The organism is Paracidovorax cattleyae (genome assembly GCF_900104515.1).
GTDB classification, from domain to species: Bacteria; Pseudomonadota; Gammaproteobacteria; order Burkholderiales; family Burkholderiaceae_C; genus Paracidovorax; species Paracidovorax cattleyae.
On record NZ_FNJL01000023.1, the window covers coordinates 62,661 to 80,739 of the forward strand.

Consider the following 18,079-nt stretch of genomic DNA (forward strand, 5'->3'; position numbering starts at 1 on the left):
TGCAGAGATTCCCTAGCGCCGGCCCGGCAGCATGCGCGTGAGCACGTCGTCGCGCCGCACGCGGTGACATACGGAGCGTATGTCAATTCAGTGTGCCACCCGGCTTTGCCTGCCGCCCCGCTCAGACATGCCACCACGCGGGCAGCAGCCGCCGCACCTGCGCGCGCGCGAAGCGGTCGTCGATGAGGTGCACCACGCCTTCGTCCCCGGGCGTGCGGATCACCCGGCCCGCGGCCTGCACGACCTTCTGCAGGCCCGGGTAGAGGTAGGTGTAGTCGTAGCCCTCTCCGAAGAGCCGGTCCATGCGCTCGCGCACCTGCTCGTTCACCGGGTTCACCTGCGGCAGCCCCAGGGTGGAGAGAAATGCACCGATCAGCCGGCGGCCGGGCAGGTCGATGCCCTCGGCGAAGGCGCCGCCCAGCACCGCGAAGCCGATGCCCTGCCCGTCTTCGGTAAAGCGCTCCAGGAACGCGCGCTGCCCGGCCTCCTGCATGCGGCGCGACTGGCACCAGTGCGGCACGCCGGGATGGCGCTGCGCGAACACCTCCGCCACCTGCTGCAGGTAGTCGTAGCTGCTGAAAAAGGCCAGGTAGTTGCCGGGCCGGCCCGCGAACTGGCGCGCCATGAGGTCGGCGATGGGCTGCGCCGAGGCGGCGCGATGCGCATAGCGCGTGGAGATGTGGCGCGCGATATGCACCTGCAGCTGCGCCGCCTGGAAGGGCGAGGCCACGTCGGTGCGGACATGGTCCTGCGGCAGTCCGAGCAGGTCGGCGTAGTAGTCCATGGGCTGCAGCGTGGCGGAAAACAGCGTGCTCGACTGCGCGGCCTGCAGGCGCGGCCCCAGGAACGGCGCGGGCACCAGGTTGCGCACGCAGACCACGGAACTGCCGGCGGCGCCCTGCGCGGGGCGGCTCACGTCCACGATGGAATGGGCGTCCAGCAGTTCGGCCATGCGCAGCAGCTGCAGCACCTCCAGGTGGAAGGTCTGCAGCGCGGCATCCATCTGCTCCGGATGCTCCGCAAAGTGCTCGCCCAGCGCGACCGAGCACTGCTGCAGCGCCGCCAGCAGCTTGCCGGGGAAGGCCTCCAGCACGGCGTAGTCGCCCGGCTGCTCCCTGTCCAGCGCCACCCGGCAGCGCCGCACGCGGTCGAGGGCCTTCTTCACGGCCGGCACGGCGGCGGCGGTGGCCGAGCGGCGGGCCTGGAAGAGCGAATCCGGCAGCAGTTCCGCGCTGTACATGCGCCGTCCGCGCTCCACCAGGTTGTGCGCTTCGTCCACCAGCAGGGCCACGCGCCACTGGCCGGCCTGCGCCAGGCCGTGCAGCAGGCCGCCCATGTCGAAGTAGTAGTGGTAGTCGCCCACCGCCACGTCGGCCCAGCGCGCGAGCTCCTGGCCCAGGTAGTAGGGGCACACCCCGTGGCGCAGGGCGGCATCGCGCACGCGGGCCTGGTCCAGCGGCGCAGGCGCCCCGCCGCCGGGCGGATGCAGCGCATCGGCCCGCGCGGCCGGCAGCCGGTCGTAGAAGCCGCGCGCGAGCGGGCAGGCATCGCCATGGCAGGCGCTGCCCGGGTATTCGCAGGACTTCTCGCGCGCCACCAGTTCCAGCACGCGCAAGGGCAGGGCCGCCGCGAAAGCTTCACGCGGGCACTGCGCCGGTGCCGCCGCGATGCGGGCGAGCGCATCCAGGGCCACCTGCCGCCCGGAGGTCTTGGCCGCGAGGAAAAAGACCTTGTCGATGCCCGTGCCCGGCGCGGCCTTGAGCAGCGGGAACAGCGTGCCTACCGTCTTGCCGATGCCCGTGGGCGCCTGCGCGAGCAGGCAGCGGCCGGCGACGGCAGTGCGGTACACGGCCTCGGCCAGGGGCCGCTGGCCTGCGCGGAAGCCCCCTGCGAACGGAAAGGACAGGGTGCGCAGCGCGGCGTCGCGCTCCGCCCGGTGGGCCACCTCCTGCACGGCCCAGTCCATGAAACGGCCGCACAGCGTCTCGAAATGCGCCTGCAGCGCCTGCGCCGTCCAGTCCTCGGACAGCACGGTTTCCTTCTGGGTGCCGATGTCCAGATAGACAAGCGACACGGTGAGCCCCGGCAGCCCGCGCGAGGCGCACAGCAGCCATCCGTACACCCTGGCCTGCGCCCAGTGCAGCGCACGGTGGGCGGCCGGCTGGCGGTCGAGCCGGCCCTTGAAGGTCTTGACCTCGTCCACGCGGCCCGCCGCGGCATCGAATCCGTCGGCGCGCCCCCGCACGCGCAGCAGGCCGCACACGCCTTCCAGCGGCACCTCGGCCTCGTAGCCGGAGGACCCGGCCACCCGGCGGGCGGCCACCGCGGCATGGCCCGCCATGCCCTCCCGCGCCGTGGGCGCCGGGGTGAAGCGCAGATCGAGGTCGCCCTGCTTGGCGGTGAATTCGCACAGCTCGCGCACGGCGACGGCATAGCCCTGCGGCGGCGCACGCTCCGCGCCGGGCACTCCAGAGTCCGCGGGCTCCATGGCAGGTTCCGCTGTCGTCCGCATGGGCTGGCGCGTCAGGAAGCGGCGGAGGGTGCCACGGCAGGCGCCCATGCAGGCACATGGGCAGGCACAACGGTGTCCGGCACCTGGCCCTCCTCGCCCAGCAGCGCCTGGGCAGGCTCGCCTTCGCTGTGCAGGGGCGTGGCGCGGCACAGCGCCATCCAGACGGCGAAGGGCAGCGGGCACCGGGCATGGCGCGCGGGGCGCAGCAGCTCGAAGCGGCCGGTCTCGATGGGGCCGTGCAGCACCCACACGCCGAAGGGCTCGGGAATTTCCGAGGGATCGGCGATGCCCGCGGGGAAGACGTAGTAGCACTCCTCGCACAGCCACTGGTAGGCCTCGCGCTTGGCTGCATGCCGCAGGTCGGAAAGCAGGTCGGCGCGGCTCGCCTTCACCTCGTGCACCATGGGCTGCAGGTAGGCGGGCACGCTGGTGTGGCGGATCGAGAACAGGTCGGGCCGGGCCATGCGCCACACCCGTGCCACCGCGGGAGGCGGCAGGCAGGCGCCATCGTCGGCGTCCTCCCCGTCCCACAGGCCGGAGAGCGCGGCGCCGCGGCCGGGCGCCAGCGGAGGCAGTGGTGCAGGAACGGGCGGTGGCAGCGCCTCCACGGCGGCGCGCAGCGACAGCTCCCGCCAGACGATGCGGCCCGCCGAGAGCAGTTGCTCCGCGAAGCGCATCGCCAGCCGGTCGTGGGCGCTCAGCGCGCGCGCGTTGCGCTGCCGCGCCTGGGCCAGGCAGGCGATGCCCGCGTCGGTCAGGCGGAGCACCTCGTGCCCGCCCGGCTCCGGCACCAGGCGCAGCATGCCGGCGGCGAGCAGGTCGATCTCGACCGTATCGCGGCAAGGCCAGCCCACGGACCGCCAGATCTGCAGCAGGCGGGTGCGATGGATGCGTTGGAGGGCGATGTCCGGCATGGCGCGATTGGAACACTGATTGTAAATACAGTGCATGGCGCACTCCGGGCCACCCTGCAGGCCGCAAGGGACATTGCCCTACGGCGGCGCGCGCGCGCCGGCGCTAGGGTGGACCCGTCGCGCCCGTTTCCGAACTGCCCGCATGCCCCAGATACACGCACCCACACTCCACCGCGTCCGCCCGGTCCGCCCCCTGCGCCAGTTGAGGCTCCTCGCCTGCGCCACGTCCGCGCTGTGGCACATCGCCACGGGCACGGCGCACGCGCAGGCCGCGGAGGCGCCATCCGCCGCGCTGCCCGCCGCGGCCTCCACGCCGGCCTGGGTGCAGCCGCTGGAGCGCGCGCTGGCGCGGGCGGAGGCGGACAGCGGCGTGCGCATCGGCGTGTATGTGCGCGACCTGGACACGGGTGCCTCCGCATCGCTGCACGGCACGGAGCCGTGGTACCTGGCTTCGTCCGTCAAGGTGCCGGTGGCGATCGCGGTCCTCCGCGGCGTGGAGCGCGGCGACTTCACGCTCGAGACACCCCTCACCCTGCGCGCGGCCGACTACGTGGACGGCGCGGGCCCCACCAACGGACGCGCCGTGGGCACGCCGCTGACCGTGCGCTACCTGCTGGAGCAGATGATCATCTACAGCGACAACACCGCCACCGACATGCTCATCGGCCTGGTCGGCATCGGCACGGTGAACGCGGTGGTGCAGTCGCTGGTGCCCCGGGGCTTCGGGCGCATCACCTCGCTGGCCGACGTGCGCCGCCATGTGTACGGCGTGCTCACGCCCGCGGCATCGCACCTGTCCGGCACCGACTTCCTGGCGTTGCGGCAGCAGCAGCGGCTGCATGGCGACGCGGCGGCACGGTCCGCGCTGGCCACGCTGTTGCGCGTGCCCGAGCGCTCCCTCGCACCCACGGACCTGGCCTCCGCCTACGAGACCTACTACGCCACCGGCCTCAACAGCGGGCACCTCGACGCCTATGCCGACCTGCTGCAGGCACTCGTCGAAGGCCGCGCGCTCGATGCCCGGCACACGGCCTACCTGCTGTCCGTGATGGAGCGCGTGAAGACCGGCACCCAGCGCATCAAGGCGGGACTACCGCCGGGTGCGCACTTCGCCCACAAGACCGGCACGCAGCGCGCACGAACATGCGATTCCGGGCTCGTCACCGTGCCGCGTGCCCACCCGGGGCCGCGCTTGCTGGTGGTGGCCTGCACGCGCGGCGAACCTTCCACGGCCCGGTCCGATCGCGCGCTCCGGCAGGTGGGCATCGCCCTCTGCCAGTCGGGCCTGCTGTCCGACGGGAGACCGCATGAACCACGCTGCCCCACCCTGCCCTCCCACTCCACCGGCACCACGCCGCCGGGCGATGCGCCGGCGGCTCGCCCGCCCGGTGCTGGCGGCGGCGCTGCCCCTGCTGACGGCGCTGTGGACGACGACGCCTGAGCGGGCGCAGGCCGCCCCCGACTGGGCCGAGGCCCTGGGCAGCCAGGTACAGAAGCTCGAACGCGAAACGCCCGGCCAGTTCGGCCTGTACGTGAAGCGCCTGGACACCGGCGAGACCTTCGCCTGGCAGGCCGACCGGCGCTGGTACCTCGCCTCTTCCGCGAAACTGCCGCTGGCGATCGCGGTGCTGCAGGAAGTGCAGCAGGGCCATCTGCGGCTGGACGAAGAACTGCGCGTGGAGGAGCGCGACAAGATCGACGGCTCCGGCGCCCTGGTCTGGCAGCCCGTGGGCACGCAGCACAGCATCGAGACGCTGCTGCGCCGCATGCTGATGGACAGCGACAACACCGCCGCGAACCTGCTGATCCGCACCATCGGCCCGGACACCTTCAACACGCGCGCCCAGGCGCTGATGGGTGCGCGCAACGTGGGCACGCTCACCTCGTTCACCCAGGTGCGGCAGGAGGTCTATGGCGAACTGCACCCCCGGGCGAAAGAGCTCAAGCCCATGGACCTCGTGCGCGTGGCGGCGGCCCCCATGGGCCCGCAGCGGGTGCAGGCGGTGGCGCGCGCGCTGGACCTCAAGACCTCCGAGCTGCAGGCGAAGACCATGGAAGAGGCCTACGACCGCTACTACGCGCGGGGCGCCAACACCGCCACCCTGGCGGGCTACGGCGGCATGCTGGAAAAGCTGGTGCGCGGCCAGCTGCTGACGCCGCCGCACCAGCAGATGCTCTACAAGGATCTGAAGTTCGACACCTATGACGCCTACCGCCTGGAGGCCGGCCTGCCGCGCACCGTGCGCTTCATCCACAAGACCGGCACGCAATACCACCGGGCCTGCCACATGGGCGTGATCGATCCGCAGGAGGGGGGCGCACGTGCGATCGTGGTGGCCACCTGCGCCGAGGGCATGGACGAGATGCGGCAGGCGGGGCGCCTGTTCGAGCAGATCGGGCGCGCGATCACGCGCACGCTGCTGAAGGACCGGCCGACCGCTCAGGCAGCCGAGGCGCACACGCGCAGCACGTCGGCCCCGTAGGCTTCCAGCTTCTTGGCGCCCATGCCGCTGATGCCCTGCAGGTCGGCGAGCGAGGCGGGCTGGCGCTCCGCGATCGCCGCCAGCGTGGCGTCGTGGAAGATCACGTAGGCCGGCAGGTTGTGCTCGCGCGCCACCTCGGCGCGCCAGGCCTTGAGGTTGATGAAGCGCACCTGGGCGTCCGGCCCCAGGTTGGCGGCGGCGGCCGGCGGCGCGGTGCTGCGGCGGGTGCGCCGGGCCGGCGTGCTGGCGGTGGATTCCCGCAGCTGCACGGGCACCTGGCCCTTGAGCACCGGCTTGGAGCCGGGCGTGAGGCTCAGCGTGTCGAAGCTGTGGCCGCTCTCCAGCATCACCTTGTGCAGGCCCACCGCGCCCGTGGCGAGCAGCTGGCGCAGCACGCCGCGCAGCTGCGGCTCGGTGTATTCCCTGCCCACGCCGAAGGTGGAGAGCTTGTCGTGGCCGAACTGCCGGATCTTCTCCGTGTCCTTGCCGCGCACGATGTCCATGATGTGCCCGGTGCCGAAAGTGAGGCCGCTGGCCTCGTGCACGCGGTAGATGGTGGACAGCAGCTTGCGCGCGGCGTCCGTGCCGTCCCACACCGCGGGCGGGTTCAGGCAGTTGTCGCAGTTGCCGCAGGGCTCGGACGGCTCGCCGAAGTAGCCCAGCAGCCGCACGCGCCGGCAGTCCGTGGCCTCGGCCAGGCCCAGCAGCGCGTCGAGCTTGCCGCGCATCACCTGCTTGAACTCCTCGCCCGCCGGGCTCTCGTCGATCATGCGGCGCTGGTTCACCACGTCCTGCAGGCCGTAGGCCATCCAGGCATCGGCGGGCAGACCGTCGCGGCCCGCGCGGCCGGTCTCCTGGTAGTAGCCTTCGATGTTCTTGGGCATGTCCACGTGGGCCACGAAGCGCACGTCCGGCTTGTCGATGCCCATGCCGAAGGCGATGGTCGCCACCATGACGATGCCCTCCTCGCGCAGGAAGCGGTCCTGGTTCTCCTGGCGCACCTCGGGCGGCAGGCCGGCGTGGTAGGGCAGCGACTTGAGGCCCGCATCGACCAGCGCGGCGGACATCTCCTCCACGCGCTTGCGCGACTGGCAATAGACCACGCCCGCGTCCTCGGGGTGCTCGCGCTCGATGAAGCGCAGCAGTTGCGCCAGCGGCTCCTTCTTCTCTTCGATGCGGTAGCGGATGTTCGGCCGGTCGAAGCTGGAGACGAAATGCTGCGCGCCCTCGAGCTGCAGCCGCTCCACGATGTCCTCGCGCGTGAGCGCGTCGGCCGTGGCAGTGAGCGCGATGCGCGGCACGCCCGGGTAGCGCTCATGCAGCACGGTGAGCGCGCGGTATTCGGGCCGGAAGTCGTGGCCCCACTGGCTCACGCAATGCGCCTCGTCGATCGCGAACATCGACAGCTGCCCGCGCTGGTGCAGGCCGTCCAGCAGCTCCAGGAAGCGCGGCGTGGTCAGGCGCTCGGGCGCCGCATACAGCATGGTGATGTCGCCCCGCGCCACGCGCCGCTCCAGCTCCTGCGTCTGCTGCCAGTCGAGCGTGGAATTGAGGTAGGCCGCATCCACCCCGGCCTCGTGCAGCGCGCCCACCTGGTCGTGCATGAGCGCGATCAGCGGCGACACGACGATGGCCACGCCCTTGCCCGCGTCGCGCCGCACGATGGCCGGCACCTGGTAGCACAGCGACTTGCCGCCGCCCGTGGGCATGAGCACCAGCGCGTCGCCGCCGGCGATCACGTGCTCGACGATGGCCTGCTGCGGGCCGCGGAAATGCTCGTAGCCGAAGACGTCGTGCAGGACGAAATGCGCAGGGGACAAGGCGGTGGAACTCTCTGGTGGATGGCATCGGGGTGCCCGCGCGGCAGTGGCGCTGGGCGGGTGCAGGGCAGGCCGGCATCCCGGCGGAGCCGCTGCGCTGCACGCAGGCAAGGTGCCTATTGTGCTCCGTCCCGCAGGCCGGAAGCCCGGCAACCATTCGCAAAAGCTATCACACGCTTCAACGATTGAATTGGACGCGAATGGATGGCGGCCCCAAGATGCCCTCCAGGCCCGGATACAGAGGCCGCCATTCCAGGAGACAACACCATGCGCTTTTCCCTTCCCCGCGCCCTGTGGCGGGCCTGCGGCGCCGCGGCCGCGCTGGCCGCCACCGCGGCCCTGGCCCAGGCGCCCGCCTATCCGAACGCCCCCATCACCCTCATCGTGCCCTTCGCCGCCGGCAGCGGCACGGACGCCGTCGCGCGCACCGTGGGCCAGAAACTGGCCGAGCGCCTGAAGCAGCCGGTGCTGGTGGACAACAAGCCGGGCGCCAACGCCCAGGTGGGCGCCCAGCTGGCGGCCCGGGCCAGGCCCGACGGCTATACGCTGTTCATGACGACGAACACCTCGCACTCGGCCAACCCGGCGCTCTATGCCGGCCTCAAGTACGACCCCATCAAGGATTTCACGCCCGTGGCGCGCGTGGGCGAGCTGCCCTTCGCGCTCATGGTGAGCCCGGCCCTGCCGGTGAAATCCCTGCCCGAGTTCCTCGACTACGCCCGCGCCCACCCCGGCACGCTGAGCTATGCCACGCCCAACAGCACCTCGCTGGTGGCGATGGAGAGCATCAAGCACATCGCCAAGGTGGACATCCTGGGCGTGCCCTACAAGTCCAGCCCGCAGGCGCTCACCGACCTGCTGGGCGGGCAGGTGCAGGCCTACGTGGTGGACCTGGGTTCGGGCAAGACCATGCTCACGGGCGACAAGGTGCGCACACTGGGCATCACCACCGCCCAGCCCTCGCCCCTGCTGCCGGGCGTGCCGCCCATCGGCCAGACGGTGAAGGGGTTCGACCTGACGTCATGGAACGGCATCTTCGGCCCGGCCGGCATGCCGCCTGCCGTGGTGCAGCGCCTCAACACCGAACTGCAGGCCGTGCTGGCCGACAAGGACACGCAGGACAAGCTCGCGCAGATCGGCTTCCAGGTCTGGCCCAGCAAGACGCCCGAGGAATTCGCGCAGTACGTGTCGCAGCAGCTGGCGCACTGGCGCACCCTGATCCAGCAAGCTGGTATCGAACCAACCCCCTGAGCGGCTGCGCCGCTTCCCCCTTCTCTCGGTCCGCTGCGCGGTCCGGGAAGGGGGACGACGCCAGCGCGGCGGGGCGGCCCTTGCGCGGCGTCTGCTGGCCTGGGCCGCGCTAGTTCAAAGGCCTTGGGAGTGGGTGACGCTGCCTAACGCGCCCATCAGACTTGTCCAACGGAACACGAGATGACAGAAGCTTCTTCCTTGGCTGCCCCCCCACGACGCACCGGCCCGCTGGCGGGGGTGCGGGTGCTCGATCTCACCTCGGTCATCATGGGGCCGTTCGCCACGCAGATCCTCGCGCAACTGGGCGCGGAGGTGGTGAAGGTGGAGACGCCCGAGGGCGACAACATGCGGCATGTGGGGCCGATGCGGCATGCGGGCATGGGGCACATTTTTCTGCACGCGAACGCGGGCAAGCAGAGCATTGCGCTGGACCTGAAGCACCCCGAGGGGCGCGAGGCGGCGCTGCGGCTGGCCGAGGGCTGCGACGTGCTCATCAGCAATGTGCGGCCGCAGGCGCTGGCCCGGCTGGGGCTGGATTACGACGCGGTGAGCGCGCGCAACCCGCGCATCATCCACGTGAGCTGCTGCGGCTTCGACCAGGACGGGCCGGACGCCGCGCGCCCCGCCTACGACGACCTGATCCAGGGCGCCACCGGCATCCCGTGGCTCATGCAGCGCTATGGCGCGCCCGAGCCGTCGTACGCGCCCACCACGCTGTCGGACCGGGTGACCGGGCTGCACGCCGTCTATGCCGTGACGGCGGCGCTCTATGCCCGCGAGAAAACCGGCCAGGGCCAGGCGGTGGTCGTGCCGATGTTCGAGGCCATGGCGCAGTTCGTGCTGGGCGACCACATGGCGGGCCTGACCTTCGAGCCGCCGCTGGGCGAGCCCGGCTATGCGCGCCTGCTCACGGCCCACCGCAAGCCCTACGCCACGGCCGACGGCATGCTCTGCGTGCTGATCTACAACGACAAGCACTGGCGCAGCTTCTTCGCCGCGATCGGCGAGGACGGCAGCGGCGGCCTGGCGCACGACCCGCGCTTCGCCACGCACGGCGCGCGCGCCGCGAATATCGACGCCGTGTACGCCGGGGTGGCGCGCATCCTGCGCACGCGCACCACGGCCGCATGGCAGGCGCTGCTGGACGCGGCCGATGTGCCCAACATGCGCATGAATTCTCCCGCCGACCTGTTGCACAACGCCCAGTTGCGCGCCACCGGCTTCGTGCACGACACCGAGCACCCCACCGAAGGGACGATGCACGCCATGGCGCATCCCACCCGCTGGTCCGCCACGCCCCCGGAGCGCGACCAGCCCCCTGCGCCGCGCCTGGGCGAACACACGAGCAGCCTGCTGGCCCGGGCCGGCTACACGCCCGTGCAGATCGACGCCCTGCTCGCGCAGGGCGTCTGCCGCGCCGCCGGAGACGGCGCATGACTTCCACGATCTCTCCCATAACGACCGCCACGACCACCGCCATGACCGACACCACCGCGTCCCCCTCCCGCTACCTGGTGCGCGCCGCCCAGGTGCCCGGCTACCAGCCCGCCAACCACCACCACACCGTGAACCAGCGCCTGATCGGCCCCGAGACCGTGGGCGCGCGGCAGATGGAAGTGCTGCTCGGCACGCTGCACAAGGGCGGCGGCGCGCTGCCGCATGCGCACCCGGGCATCGAGCAGGCTTGCTACCTGCTGGAAGGCACGGCCCGTGCCGAGGTGGAGGGCGAGGCCTTCGACATGGTGCCGGGTGACATGTGCTTCTTCCCGGCCGACCGCATGCACGTCTTCACCGTGACCAGCGACACGCCGGTGAAGCTGCTGGTGATCTACAGCCCGCCCTACGGCGAATCGCCCGACAAGGTGATCCGCCCGTCCGCGAAAGGCGTGTGATGGACTTCGCCCTTTCGCCGGAACAGGAGCAGATCCGGGACGCCATCGAGCGCGTCTGCGCGCCGTTCGATGCCGACTACTGGCTCGCGAAGGACCGCGATGGCGGCTTTCCGCACGACTTCCACCAGGCGCTGGCCGATGCCGGCTGGCTGGGCATCGCCATGCCCGAGGCCTACGGCGGCGCGGGCCTGGGCATCAGCGAGGCCGCGCTGATGATGCACACCGTCTCGGCCACGGGCGCGGGCCTGTCGGGCGCCTCGGCCGTGCACATGAACATCTTCGGGCTGCACCCGGTGGTGGTCTTCGGCACCGAGGAACAGAAAGCCCGCTGGCTGCCGCCGCTGATCCAGGGCCGCGACAAGGCCTGCTTCGGCGTGACCGAGCCCAACACGGGCCTGAACACGCTCAAGCTAAAGACCCGCGCCGTGCGGCGGGGCGACCACTACGTGGTGCACGGCCAGAAGGTGTGGATCAGCACCGCCCAGGTGGCCAGCAAGATCCTGCTGCTGGCGCGCACCACGCCGCTGGAGGACTGCCGCGGCACCGAGGGCCTGAGCCTTTTCTACACCGACCTGGACCGCGGCACGGTCGAAGTGCGCGAGATCGAGAAGCTCGGCCGCCAATGCGTGGATTCCAACCAGGTGTTCATCGACGGCCTGCGCATTCCCGTGGAAGACCGGGTGGGGGAGGAAGGCAAGGGCTTCCAGTACATCCTGCACGGTCTCAACCCCGAACGCATCCTGATCGCGAGCGAGGCCGTGGGCCTGGGCCGCGCGGCGCTGGCACGCGCGGCCGGCTATGCGCAGGAACGCGAGGTGTTCGGCCGCCCGATCGGGCAGAACCAGGGCATCCAGCACCCGCTGGCGCAGTCGTGGATGGAGCTGGAGGCCTCGCACCTCATGGTGCAGAAGGCCGCCTGGCTCTACGACCGGCACCAGCCCTGCGGCGCCGAGGCCAACGCCGCCAAATACCTCGCGGCCGAGGCCTGCTACCACGCCTGCGAGCGCGCCATCCTGACCCACGGCGGCATGGGCTACGCCAAGGAATACCACGTGGAGCGCTATATGCGCGAATCGTGGATCCCGCGCCTTGCGCCCGTGAGCCCGCAGCTGATCCTGTGCTTCATCGCCGAGAAGGTGCTGGGCCTGCGGAAGTCATATTGACATCCCCCTGAGCGGCTGCGCCGCTTCCCCCTTCTCTCGGCTTCGCCGGGAAGGGGGACGACGCCAGCGCGGCGGGGCGGCCCTTGCGCGGCGTCTGCTGGCATGGCCTGCTCCGCGGCCGCTCGACTCGGGGGCGGCGGGTTCCACCTACTGGATCCGAGGGCCCGCAGCGGCTGGCATGATTCCTGGCATGAAACTGCACCTGCTGCGCTACTTCGCCGTGCTGGCCGAAGAGCTGCATTTCGGCCGCGCGGCGGAGCGGCTCGCCATCACGCAGCCGCCGCTCAGCTCGGGCATCAAGGCGCTGGAGGACGAACTGGGCGTGAAGCTCTTCGACCGCAGCAGCAAGCACGTGGTGCTCACGCCCGCGGGCCAGGCCTACCTGGCCGAGGTGCGCGTGGTGCTCGACCGCGTGGCACGCGCAGGCGATACGGCGCGCGCCGTGGCCGCGGGCCTGCGCGGGCGGCTGGACATCGGCTTCACCGGATCGATGGTCTATCGCGACATGCCGGCCATCGTGCGGGCCTTCGGCGAACGTGCCCCGGGCATCGAGGTGCACCTGCGCGAGATGTCCTCGGGCGAGCAGACCGAAGCATTGCTGCACCGCCAGCTGCATGCCGGATTCATCAACGCCAGCGTGGTGCCCGCGCCCCTGCGCAGCCTGCCGCTGGCGCCGGACCATTTCGTGGCCTGCCTGCCGCACGACCATGCGCTGGCCGGTGCGGCGCAAGTGGACCTGCGTGCCCTGGCCGAAGAAACCTTCGTGATGTTCGCGCGCGACGTTGCGCCGGCCAACCACGACAACGTGGTCGCCCTCTTCCACCGCGCCGGCATCCACCCTCACACCCGCCATGCCACGCGCCAGTGGCTGACCGTGGTCGCCCTGGTGGCCATGCGCATGGGCGTGGCGCTGGTGCCCGCCACGATGGCGCAGGCCGCCGTGCAGGGCGTGCGGTTCGTGCCCATCGCCCACCTGGAGCACCCCACGGTGGGCGTGCTCGCATGGCATGAGGCGGCACCGAACCCGGCATTGCAGACGTTTCTGGACGTGGCGGCTGCTGCAGGCAAGGGCGCGGAAGGCAGTCAGCAGGAATTCAGACCGGATTACCCATGAGGCCGGGACGCGGGGCACACTTTCTACAATGGAGGCTTATGCAACCCCTCCACTACACCCGCGCCCAACAACTGCCTGGCATCCTGGCCGAACGCATCGCCATCCTCGACGGCGCCATGGGCACCATGATCCAGCGCTTCAAGCTGGGCGAGGCCCAGTACCGGGGCGAGGGATACAGCGGCCCCGACGGCGCGGGCGACCGGTTCAAGGACTTCCCGCGGGACGTGAAGGGCAATAACGAGCTGCTGTCGCTCACGCGGCCCGACGTGATCCGCGACATCCACGAGCGCTACCTGGCAGCGGGCGCCGACCTGATCGAGACCAACACCTTCGGCGCCACCACGATCGCGCAGGAGGACTACCACATGGCCGACCTGGCGCGCGAGATGAACCTCGCCTCGGCCCGGCTGGCGCGCGCCGCCTGCGACAAGTACTCCACCCCCGATAAACCGCGCTTCGTGGCCGGTGCTCTCGGGCCCACGCCCAAGACGGCCAGCATCAGCCCCGACGTGAACGACCCCGGCGCGCGCAACGTCGATTTCGAGCAGCTGCGCGCCGCGTACTACGAGCAGACCCAGGCCCTGGTCGAGGGCGGTGCCGACGTGCTGCTGGTGGAAACCATCTTCGACACGCTCAACGCCAAGGCCGCGCTCTTCGCCATCGACGAGTACTTCGAGGCGAGCGGCGAGCGCCTGCCGCTCATCATCAGCGGCACCGTCACCGATGCCTCCGGCCGCATCCTCTCGGGCCAGACCGTGACGGCCTTCTGGCACAGCGTGCGCCACTCGCGTCCGCTGGCCATCGGCCTGAACTGCGCCCTGGGCGCCACGCTGATGCGCCCCTACATCCAGGAGCTGAACCGGGTGGCGGAAGATACCTTCATCAGCTGCTACCCCAACGCCGGCCTGCCCAACCCGATGAGCGACACCGGCTTCGACGAGACGCCCGAGGTCACCAGCCGCTTGGTGCACGAGTTCGCAGCCGAGGGCCTGGTGAATATCGTGGGCGGCTGCTGCGGCACCACGCCGGACCACATCGCCGCCATCGGCCGCGCCGTGGCGCCCGTGCCGGCGCGGCGGCTGTTCTACCCCGAAGCGGCCTGATCCTGCCCGGCCCTCCGGCCTGCGCCTCCGTGCCTGGCGGATGGGCTGCTCTCCTACCGCCGGCTCATCCGTGGCACCGTAGGATGCGCACGTATCCCACCCGCGGATCCTCCGTGCGCTCCCTGCGTATCCAACTCACCCTCTTCTGGACCCTGCTGCTGGGCGCCTGCGCCCTGGTGGCGGTCGTCCTCACGGTGCTCTACCAGTCGGGCTCCGGCGCGCAGGTGGCCGCCGGCCGTACCCGCGTGGCACAGGCCTGCAGCGACATCGCCGCCCGCTACGCCCAATCCGTGCCCGGCGTGGCCGCCGACGCCCCGCGCGAGGACCTGCTGCGGGTGCTGCTGCGCGTGGTGCTGCTGGAGGCGCCCCGCGTGGAAGGCGGCGCGTGGAGCGCCAGCGGCGGCATGCTCGCCTACGCCTATCCCACCTACGAAGGCAGCGGCGTGAAAAGCGACGTGCCCTCCGCCGAGGAGCCCCTCATCGTGGAGATGGCGCGCCAAGCCAGTGCCGGGCGCCAGCCGTTGGTGAACCTGGTGCGCGGCAGCCGCGAGGTGCTCATCGTGGCCGCCTGCCCGCTGTCCGCGCACCCGGGCACGGCCGTCTGGACCATGACCCGCGTGCATGCCGGCGCCATCGCCGCGCAGGACAGCCTGCGCGCGGGCATCGCCATCCTGGCCCTGCTGGTGGTGGTGTCGGGCGCCTGGCTCGGATGGATGCTGCAGCGCGGCCTGCGGCAGGTGCAGCGCATGGAGGATGCGCTGGCCCAGGCCGGGGGCGATACCGTGCCCGTGCTGCAGCACACCGGCATCCGCGAGCTCGACCGCATCGTCGATGGATTCAACAGTTTCGGCACCCGGCTGCAGGAAGCGCGCGAGCGCCTGCGCGAGGCGCTCGCCCAGCAGCACCGCGACATGCGCCTGACGGCCCTGGGCCGCCTGACGGCCTCGGTGGCGCACGAGATCCGCAACCCCATCGCCGCCATGCGGCTGAAGGCCGACAACGCCCTGGCGGCGCCCCCTGCCCGCCATGCCGATGCCCTGGCCGCCATCGGCACGCAGATCGACCGGCTGGAAGGCCTGGTGCAGAGCCTGCTGACGCTGGTGCAGCCCCTGCAGCTGGAGCCCCACCCGGTGGACCTGCCCGCATGGCTGCAGGAGCGGCTGGACACCGCCCGGGCCGCGGCCGAGACGCGGGGCGTGCGGCTGTCGCTGCGGGGGGATGCGCCGGCCACGGCCGTCTTCGATCCCGTGCATGCGGCCCGCGCCATCGACAACCTGCTGGACAACGCCGTGCGCCATGCGCCGCAGGGGGGCGAGGCCGTGCTCTCGGCCCGGGTGGATGCCGCCCGTTCCCGGTGCGTGATCGCGGTGGAGGACGACGGCCCGGGCGTGCCCGAGGCGTTGCGCGCCCAGCTCTTCGAGCCCTTCGCCACCGGCCGCACCGACGGCAACGGCCTGGGCCTGGCCCTGGCGCGCGAGGTGGCGCTGGCGCACGGGGGCGACCTGCACTACGCGCCGCGCGAAGGCGGCGGCGCCCGCTTCCTCCTGAAGCTGCCATGGCACGCATCCTAGCCGTCGATGACGACGCGGCCTTCCGCGAGTCGCTGGTCGAAACCCTGCAGGGCCTGGGGCACGAGGTGCACGAGGCCGCCAGCGGCGACGAAGCGCTGCGGCACGCAGGGCGCCACCGCTACGCCGCCATCTTCCTGGACCACCGCATGCCCGGCATGGACGGGCTGGAAACCCTCGCCGCGCTCGCCGCCCGCGTGCCCGAACTGCCCCCGGTGGTGGTGCTCACCGCGTATGCCAGCGGCTCCGGCACCATCGAGGCGATGCGCCTGGGTGCCTTCGACCACCTGACCAAGCCGGTGGCCCGCGCCGCGGTGATCGAGGTGCTGGAGCGCGCCCTGCGCTCCCGCGCCGAGGCGGATGCCACCCCGCCCGCCCCCGCGGCGCGGGCCGGCGCGGACGAGGCGGACGGCGAACTCATCGGCGTGAGCGAGGCCATGCGCGAAGTCCACAAGCGCATCGGGCTGGCCGCCGCGAGCGAGGCGCCCGTGCTGGTGCAGGGCGAGACCGGCACGGGCAAGGAGCTGGTGGCGCGCGCGCTGCACCGGCATTCGGCCCGCAGCGCCGGCCCATTCGTGGCGCTCAACTGCGCGGCCATTCCGAAGGAACTGCTGGAAAGCGAGCTCTTCGGCCACGTGAAGGGCGCCTTCACCGGCGCCGCCACCGACCGGCCCGGCTGCTTCCGTGCGGCCGATGGCGGCGTACTGCTGCTCGACGAGATCGGCGACATGGCGCCGGACGTGCAAGCCAAGCTGCTGCGCGCGCTGCAGGAGGGCGAGGTCACGCCTTTGGGCAGCCACAGGCCCGTGCGGGTGGACGTGCGCGTGGTGGCCGCCACGCACCGCGACCTGGCCGCCACCGTGCGCGAGGGGCGCTTCCGCGAGGACCTGCGCTACCGGCTCGACGTGCTGCAGATCGCGCTGCCCCCGCTGCGCGAGCGGCTGGCCGACATCGTGCCGCTGGCCGAGCATTTCCTGCGCCGCGCCGCGGCGCCGCAGCCGGCCAAGCGCCTGGCGCCGGATGCGGCGCGCGCCCTGCTCGCCCACGGCTGGCCGGGCAACGTGCGGGAACTGCGCAATGCCATGGAGCGCGTGCAGGCCCTGCAGCGCGGCCCCGTGGTGGGCGCGGCCGACCTCGACCTGGGCCCGCCCGCGGGCTCGGCAACAGCGTCCGGCCCCGCCGATGGCGCCCTGCCGCAGGACTGGCTCGACGTGCCGCTGCCCGAGGCCGTGGAGCGGCTGGAGCGCCGGCTGATCGCCCACGCGCTGGAACAGGCCCGCGGCAATCGCTCGCTCGCCGCCCGGCGCCTGGGCATCCACCGCCAGCTGCTCTACAGCAAGCTGGCCCAGTACGGCATGGAATGAGACGGATGGAGACACCGGCGATGTCGCGAATCCGGACAGGGTGTCTTCGCGCCATCCACGCATTTGCGGTGACAGGCAACGCAAGCCATTGATTCATAAGGCATTCCATGCTGGCACGTCTCTTGAGATACCAGGGCTCCACCACCAGAAGGAGTTCTGCCATGCGACTGAATACCTTGACCCGCGCCGGCCTCGCCGCCCTCCTGCTCGCCTGTGCCGGAGCACAGGCCCAGCCCGCCCCCCCGGCCCCCGGCGCCGTTCCGCCGCCCCCCCGTGGCGGGCCAGCCGCCCGGCCCGATCGGCCAGCCTGCCGCCGTGGAGCAGGCCTCGCACAGCGGCGCCGTGCAGCGCTGGCTGCTCAACCCCAACGGCGAGTCCGACGGCCTGCTGCTGCAGGACGGCACGCAGGTCGCCTTCCCTCCGCACCTGTCCGATACCCTGACCTCCTGGCTGCGCGCGGGTGACGCCGTGGACGTGGCCGGCTGGCACTATTCCGGCGTGCCCGTGCTGCGCATCAGCGCGATCAGCTCGCAGGGCCGTACCGTCCAGGAAACGCCCCCGTCCCCGGGCCAGACACCCCCTGCCCCGCCGCAGCGCCCGGCCCTGGTCGAACTGCAGGCCGACGGGCGCGTGGCCGCCGTCCTGCTCAACACCCGCGGCGACGCCCACGGCCTGCTGCTCGACAACGGCGTGATCGTCCGCTTCCCGCCGCATGTGGCCGCTTCCATCGGCGACCTGCTGCAGACCGGCGTCCCCGTGTCGGCCCGCGGCTGGGGCACGCGCAACGCGCTGGGCGCGGCGCTGGAGGCCACGCAGCTGGGCTCCTCCGCCAGCACGCTGCAGGAAGTGTTCCGCGGCCCGGCCGGCGGCCCGCCGCGCATGCCCTGATCCCTTT

General features: G+C 71.8%; 14 protein-coding genes. 11 read left to right on the forward strand and 3 right to left on the reverse strand.

All coding sequences use genetic code 11. The features are described 5' to 3' along the window. Positions 1-121 precede the first annotated feature (121 nt). Positions 122-2,488: an ATP-dependent DNA helicase gene (locus BLR05_RS17880; protein ID WP_092836851.1), complete on the reverse strand. Its 2,367-nt coding sequence runs from the start codon at positions 2,486-2,488 to the stop codon at positions 122-124. A 35-nt stretch (positions 2,489-2,523) separates the two neighbouring features. Continuing rightward, complete coding sequence (locus tag BLR05_RS17885) at positions 2,524-3,426, reverse strand: hypothetical protein (RefSeq protein ID WP_092836766.1); 903 nt, start codon at positions 3,424-3,426, stop codon at positions 2,524-2,526. A gap of 142 nt (positions 3,427-3,568) precedes the next feature. Here BLR05_RS17885 and BLR05_RS17890 point away from each other — a divergent pair, with 142 nt between their 5' ends. Both BLR05_RS17890 and BLR05_RS17895 read left to right on the forward strand, forming a co-directional pair. Further along, positions 3,569-4,867, forward strand: a complete 1,299-nt coding sequence (locus BLR05_RS17890; RefSeq protein WP_092836769.1) for a serine hydrolase — start codon at positions 3,569-3,571, stop codon at positions 4,865-4,867. Beyond that, a complete protein-coding gene (locus BLR05_RS17895) occupies positions 4,791-5,909 on the forward strand; it encodes a serine hydrolase (RefSeq protein ID WP_092836772.1) in 1,119 nt (372 codons plus the stop codon). Before BLR05_RS17890 ends, BLR05_RS17895 begins: the two co-directional genes overlap by 77 nt. Here BLR05_RS17895 and recQ read toward each other — a convergent pair. Continuing rightward, entirely contained in the window at positions 5,867-7,729 is a 1,863-nt protein-coding gene (gene recQ, locus BLR05_RS17900) for a DNA helicase RecQ (protein ID WP_092836775.1), read from the reverse strand. The genes BLR05_RS17895 and recQ overlap by 43 nt on opposite strands. 267 nt (positions 7,730-7,996) lie before the next feature. Here recQ and BLR05_RS17905 point away from each other — a divergent pair, with 267 nt between their 5' ends. The 9 genes from BLR05_RS17905 to BLR05_RS17945 all read left to right on the forward strand — a co-directional run bounded on the left by BLR05_RS17905 (position 7,997) and on the right by BLR05_RS17945 (position 18,072). Continuing rightward, positions 7,997-8,980 carry a Bug family tripartite tricarboxylate transporter substrate binding protein gene (locus BLR05_RS17905; protein ID WP_092836778.1) on the forward strand — a complete coding sequence of 328 codons (984 nt, stop codon included), beginning with the start codon at positions 7,997-7,999 and terminating at the stop codon, positions 8,978-8,980. A 180-nt stretch (positions 8,981-9,160) separates the two neighbouring features. Then, on the forward strand, positions 9,161-10,417 hold the full coding sequence (locus BLR05_RS17910; protein WP_092836781.1) for a CaiB/BaiF CoA transferase family protein: 1,257 nt from the start codon (positions 9,161-9,163) through the stop codon (positions 10,415-10,417). A gap of 41 nt (positions 10,418-10,458) precedes the next feature. Beyond that, complete coding sequence (locus BLR05_RS17915) at positions 10,459-10,872, forward strand: cupin domain-containing protein (protein ID WP_092836784.1); 414 nt, start codon at positions 10,459-10,461, stop codon at positions 10,870-10,872. After that, entirely contained in the window at positions 10,872-12,035 is a 1,164-nt protein-coding gene (locus tag BLR05_RS17920; RefSeq protein ID WP_092836787.1) for an acyl-CoA dehydrogenase family protein, read from the forward strand. Before BLR05_RS17915 ends, BLR05_RS17920 begins: the two co-directional genes overlap by 1 nt. Before the next feature lie 190 nt (positions 12,036-12,225). Then, positions 12,226-13,149, forward strand: coding sequence for a LysR family transcriptional regulator (locus tag BLR05_RS17925; protein ID WP_092836790.1), 924 nt, complete (start codon positions 12,226-12,228; stop codon positions 13,147-13,149). 38 nt (positions 13,150-13,187) lie between these two features. After that, positions 13,188-14,252 (forward strand): homocysteine S-methyltransferase family protein, encoded by a 1,065-nt coding sequence (locus tag BLR05_RS17930; RefSeq protein ID WP_092836793.1) that lies wholly within the window; start codon positions 13,188-13,190, stop codon positions 14,250-14,252. A gap of 83 nt (positions 14,253-14,335) precedes the next feature. Further along, positions 14,336-15,823: a sensor histidine kinase gene (locus tag BLR05_RS17935; protein WP_092836796.1), complete on the forward strand. Its 1,488-nt coding sequence runs from the start codon at positions 14,336-14,338 to the stop codon at positions 15,821-15,823. Next, entirely contained in the window at positions 15,808-17,184 is a 1,377-nt protein-coding gene (locus BLR05_RS17940) for a sigma-54-dependent transcriptional regulator (RefSeq protein WP_092836799.1), read from the forward strand. Before BLR05_RS17935 ends, BLR05_RS17940 begins: the two co-directional genes overlap by 16 nt. A 273-nt stretch (positions 17,185-17,457) precedes the next feature. After that, a complete protein-coding gene (locus BLR05_RS17945) occupies positions 17,458-18,072 on the forward strand; it encodes a hypothetical protein (RefSeq protein WP_244160129.1) in 615 nt (204 codons plus the stop codon). The last annotated feature ends 7 nt before the right edge of the window (positions 18,073-18,079 follow it).

Bases quoted from the DNA above. Each gene is read 5' to 3' on its own strand.
- BLR05_RS17880 (WP_092836851.1), bottom strand. From the start codon at position 2,488: ATGGAGCCCGCGGACTCTGGAGTGCCCGGCGCGGAGCGTGCGCCGCCG.
- BLR05_RS17885 (WP_092836766.1), bottom strand. From the start codon at position 3,426: ATGCCGGACATCGCCCTCCAACGCATCCATCGCACCCGCCTGCTGCAG.
- BLR05_RS17890 (WP_092836769.1), top strand. From the start codon at position 3,569: ATGCCCCAGATACACGCACCCACACTCCACCGCGTCCGCCCGGTCCGC.
- BLR05_RS17895 (WP_092836772.1), top strand. From the start codon at position 4,791: ATGCGCCGGCGGCTCGCCCGCCCGGTGCTGGCGGCGGCGCTGCCCCTG.
- BLR05_RS17905 (WP_092836778.1), top strand. From the start codon at position 7,997: ATGCGCTTTTCCCTTCCCCGCGCCCTGTGGCGGGCCTGCGGCGCCGCG.
- BLR05_RS17910 (WP_092836781.1), top strand. From the start codon at position 9,161: ATGACAGAAGCTTCTTCCTTGGCTGCCCCCCCACGACGCACCGGCCCG.
- BLR05_RS17915 (WP_092836784.1), top strand. From the start codon at position 10,459: ATGACCGACACCACCGCGTCCCCCTCCCGCTACCTGGTGCGCGCCGCC.
- BLR05_RS17920 (WP_092836787.1), top strand. From the start codon at position 10,872: ATGGACTTCGCCCTTTCGCCGGAACAGGAGCAGATCCGGGACGCCATC.
- BLR05_RS17925 (WP_092836790.1), top strand. From the start codon at position 12,226: ATGAAACTGCACCTGCTGCGCTACTTCGCCGTGCTGGCCGAAGAGCTG.
- BLR05_RS17930 (WP_092836793.1), top strand. From the start codon at position 13,188: ATGCAACCCCTCCACTACACCCGCGCCCAACAACTGCCTGGCATCCTG.
- BLR05_RS17935 (WP_092836796.1), top strand. From the start codon at position 14,336: ATGCGCACGTATCCCACCCGCGGATCCTCCGTGCGCTCCCTGCGTATC.
- BLR05_RS17940 (WP_092836799.1), top strand. From the start codon at position 15,808: ATGGCACGCATCCTAGCCGTCGATGACGACGCGGCCTTCCGCGAGTCG.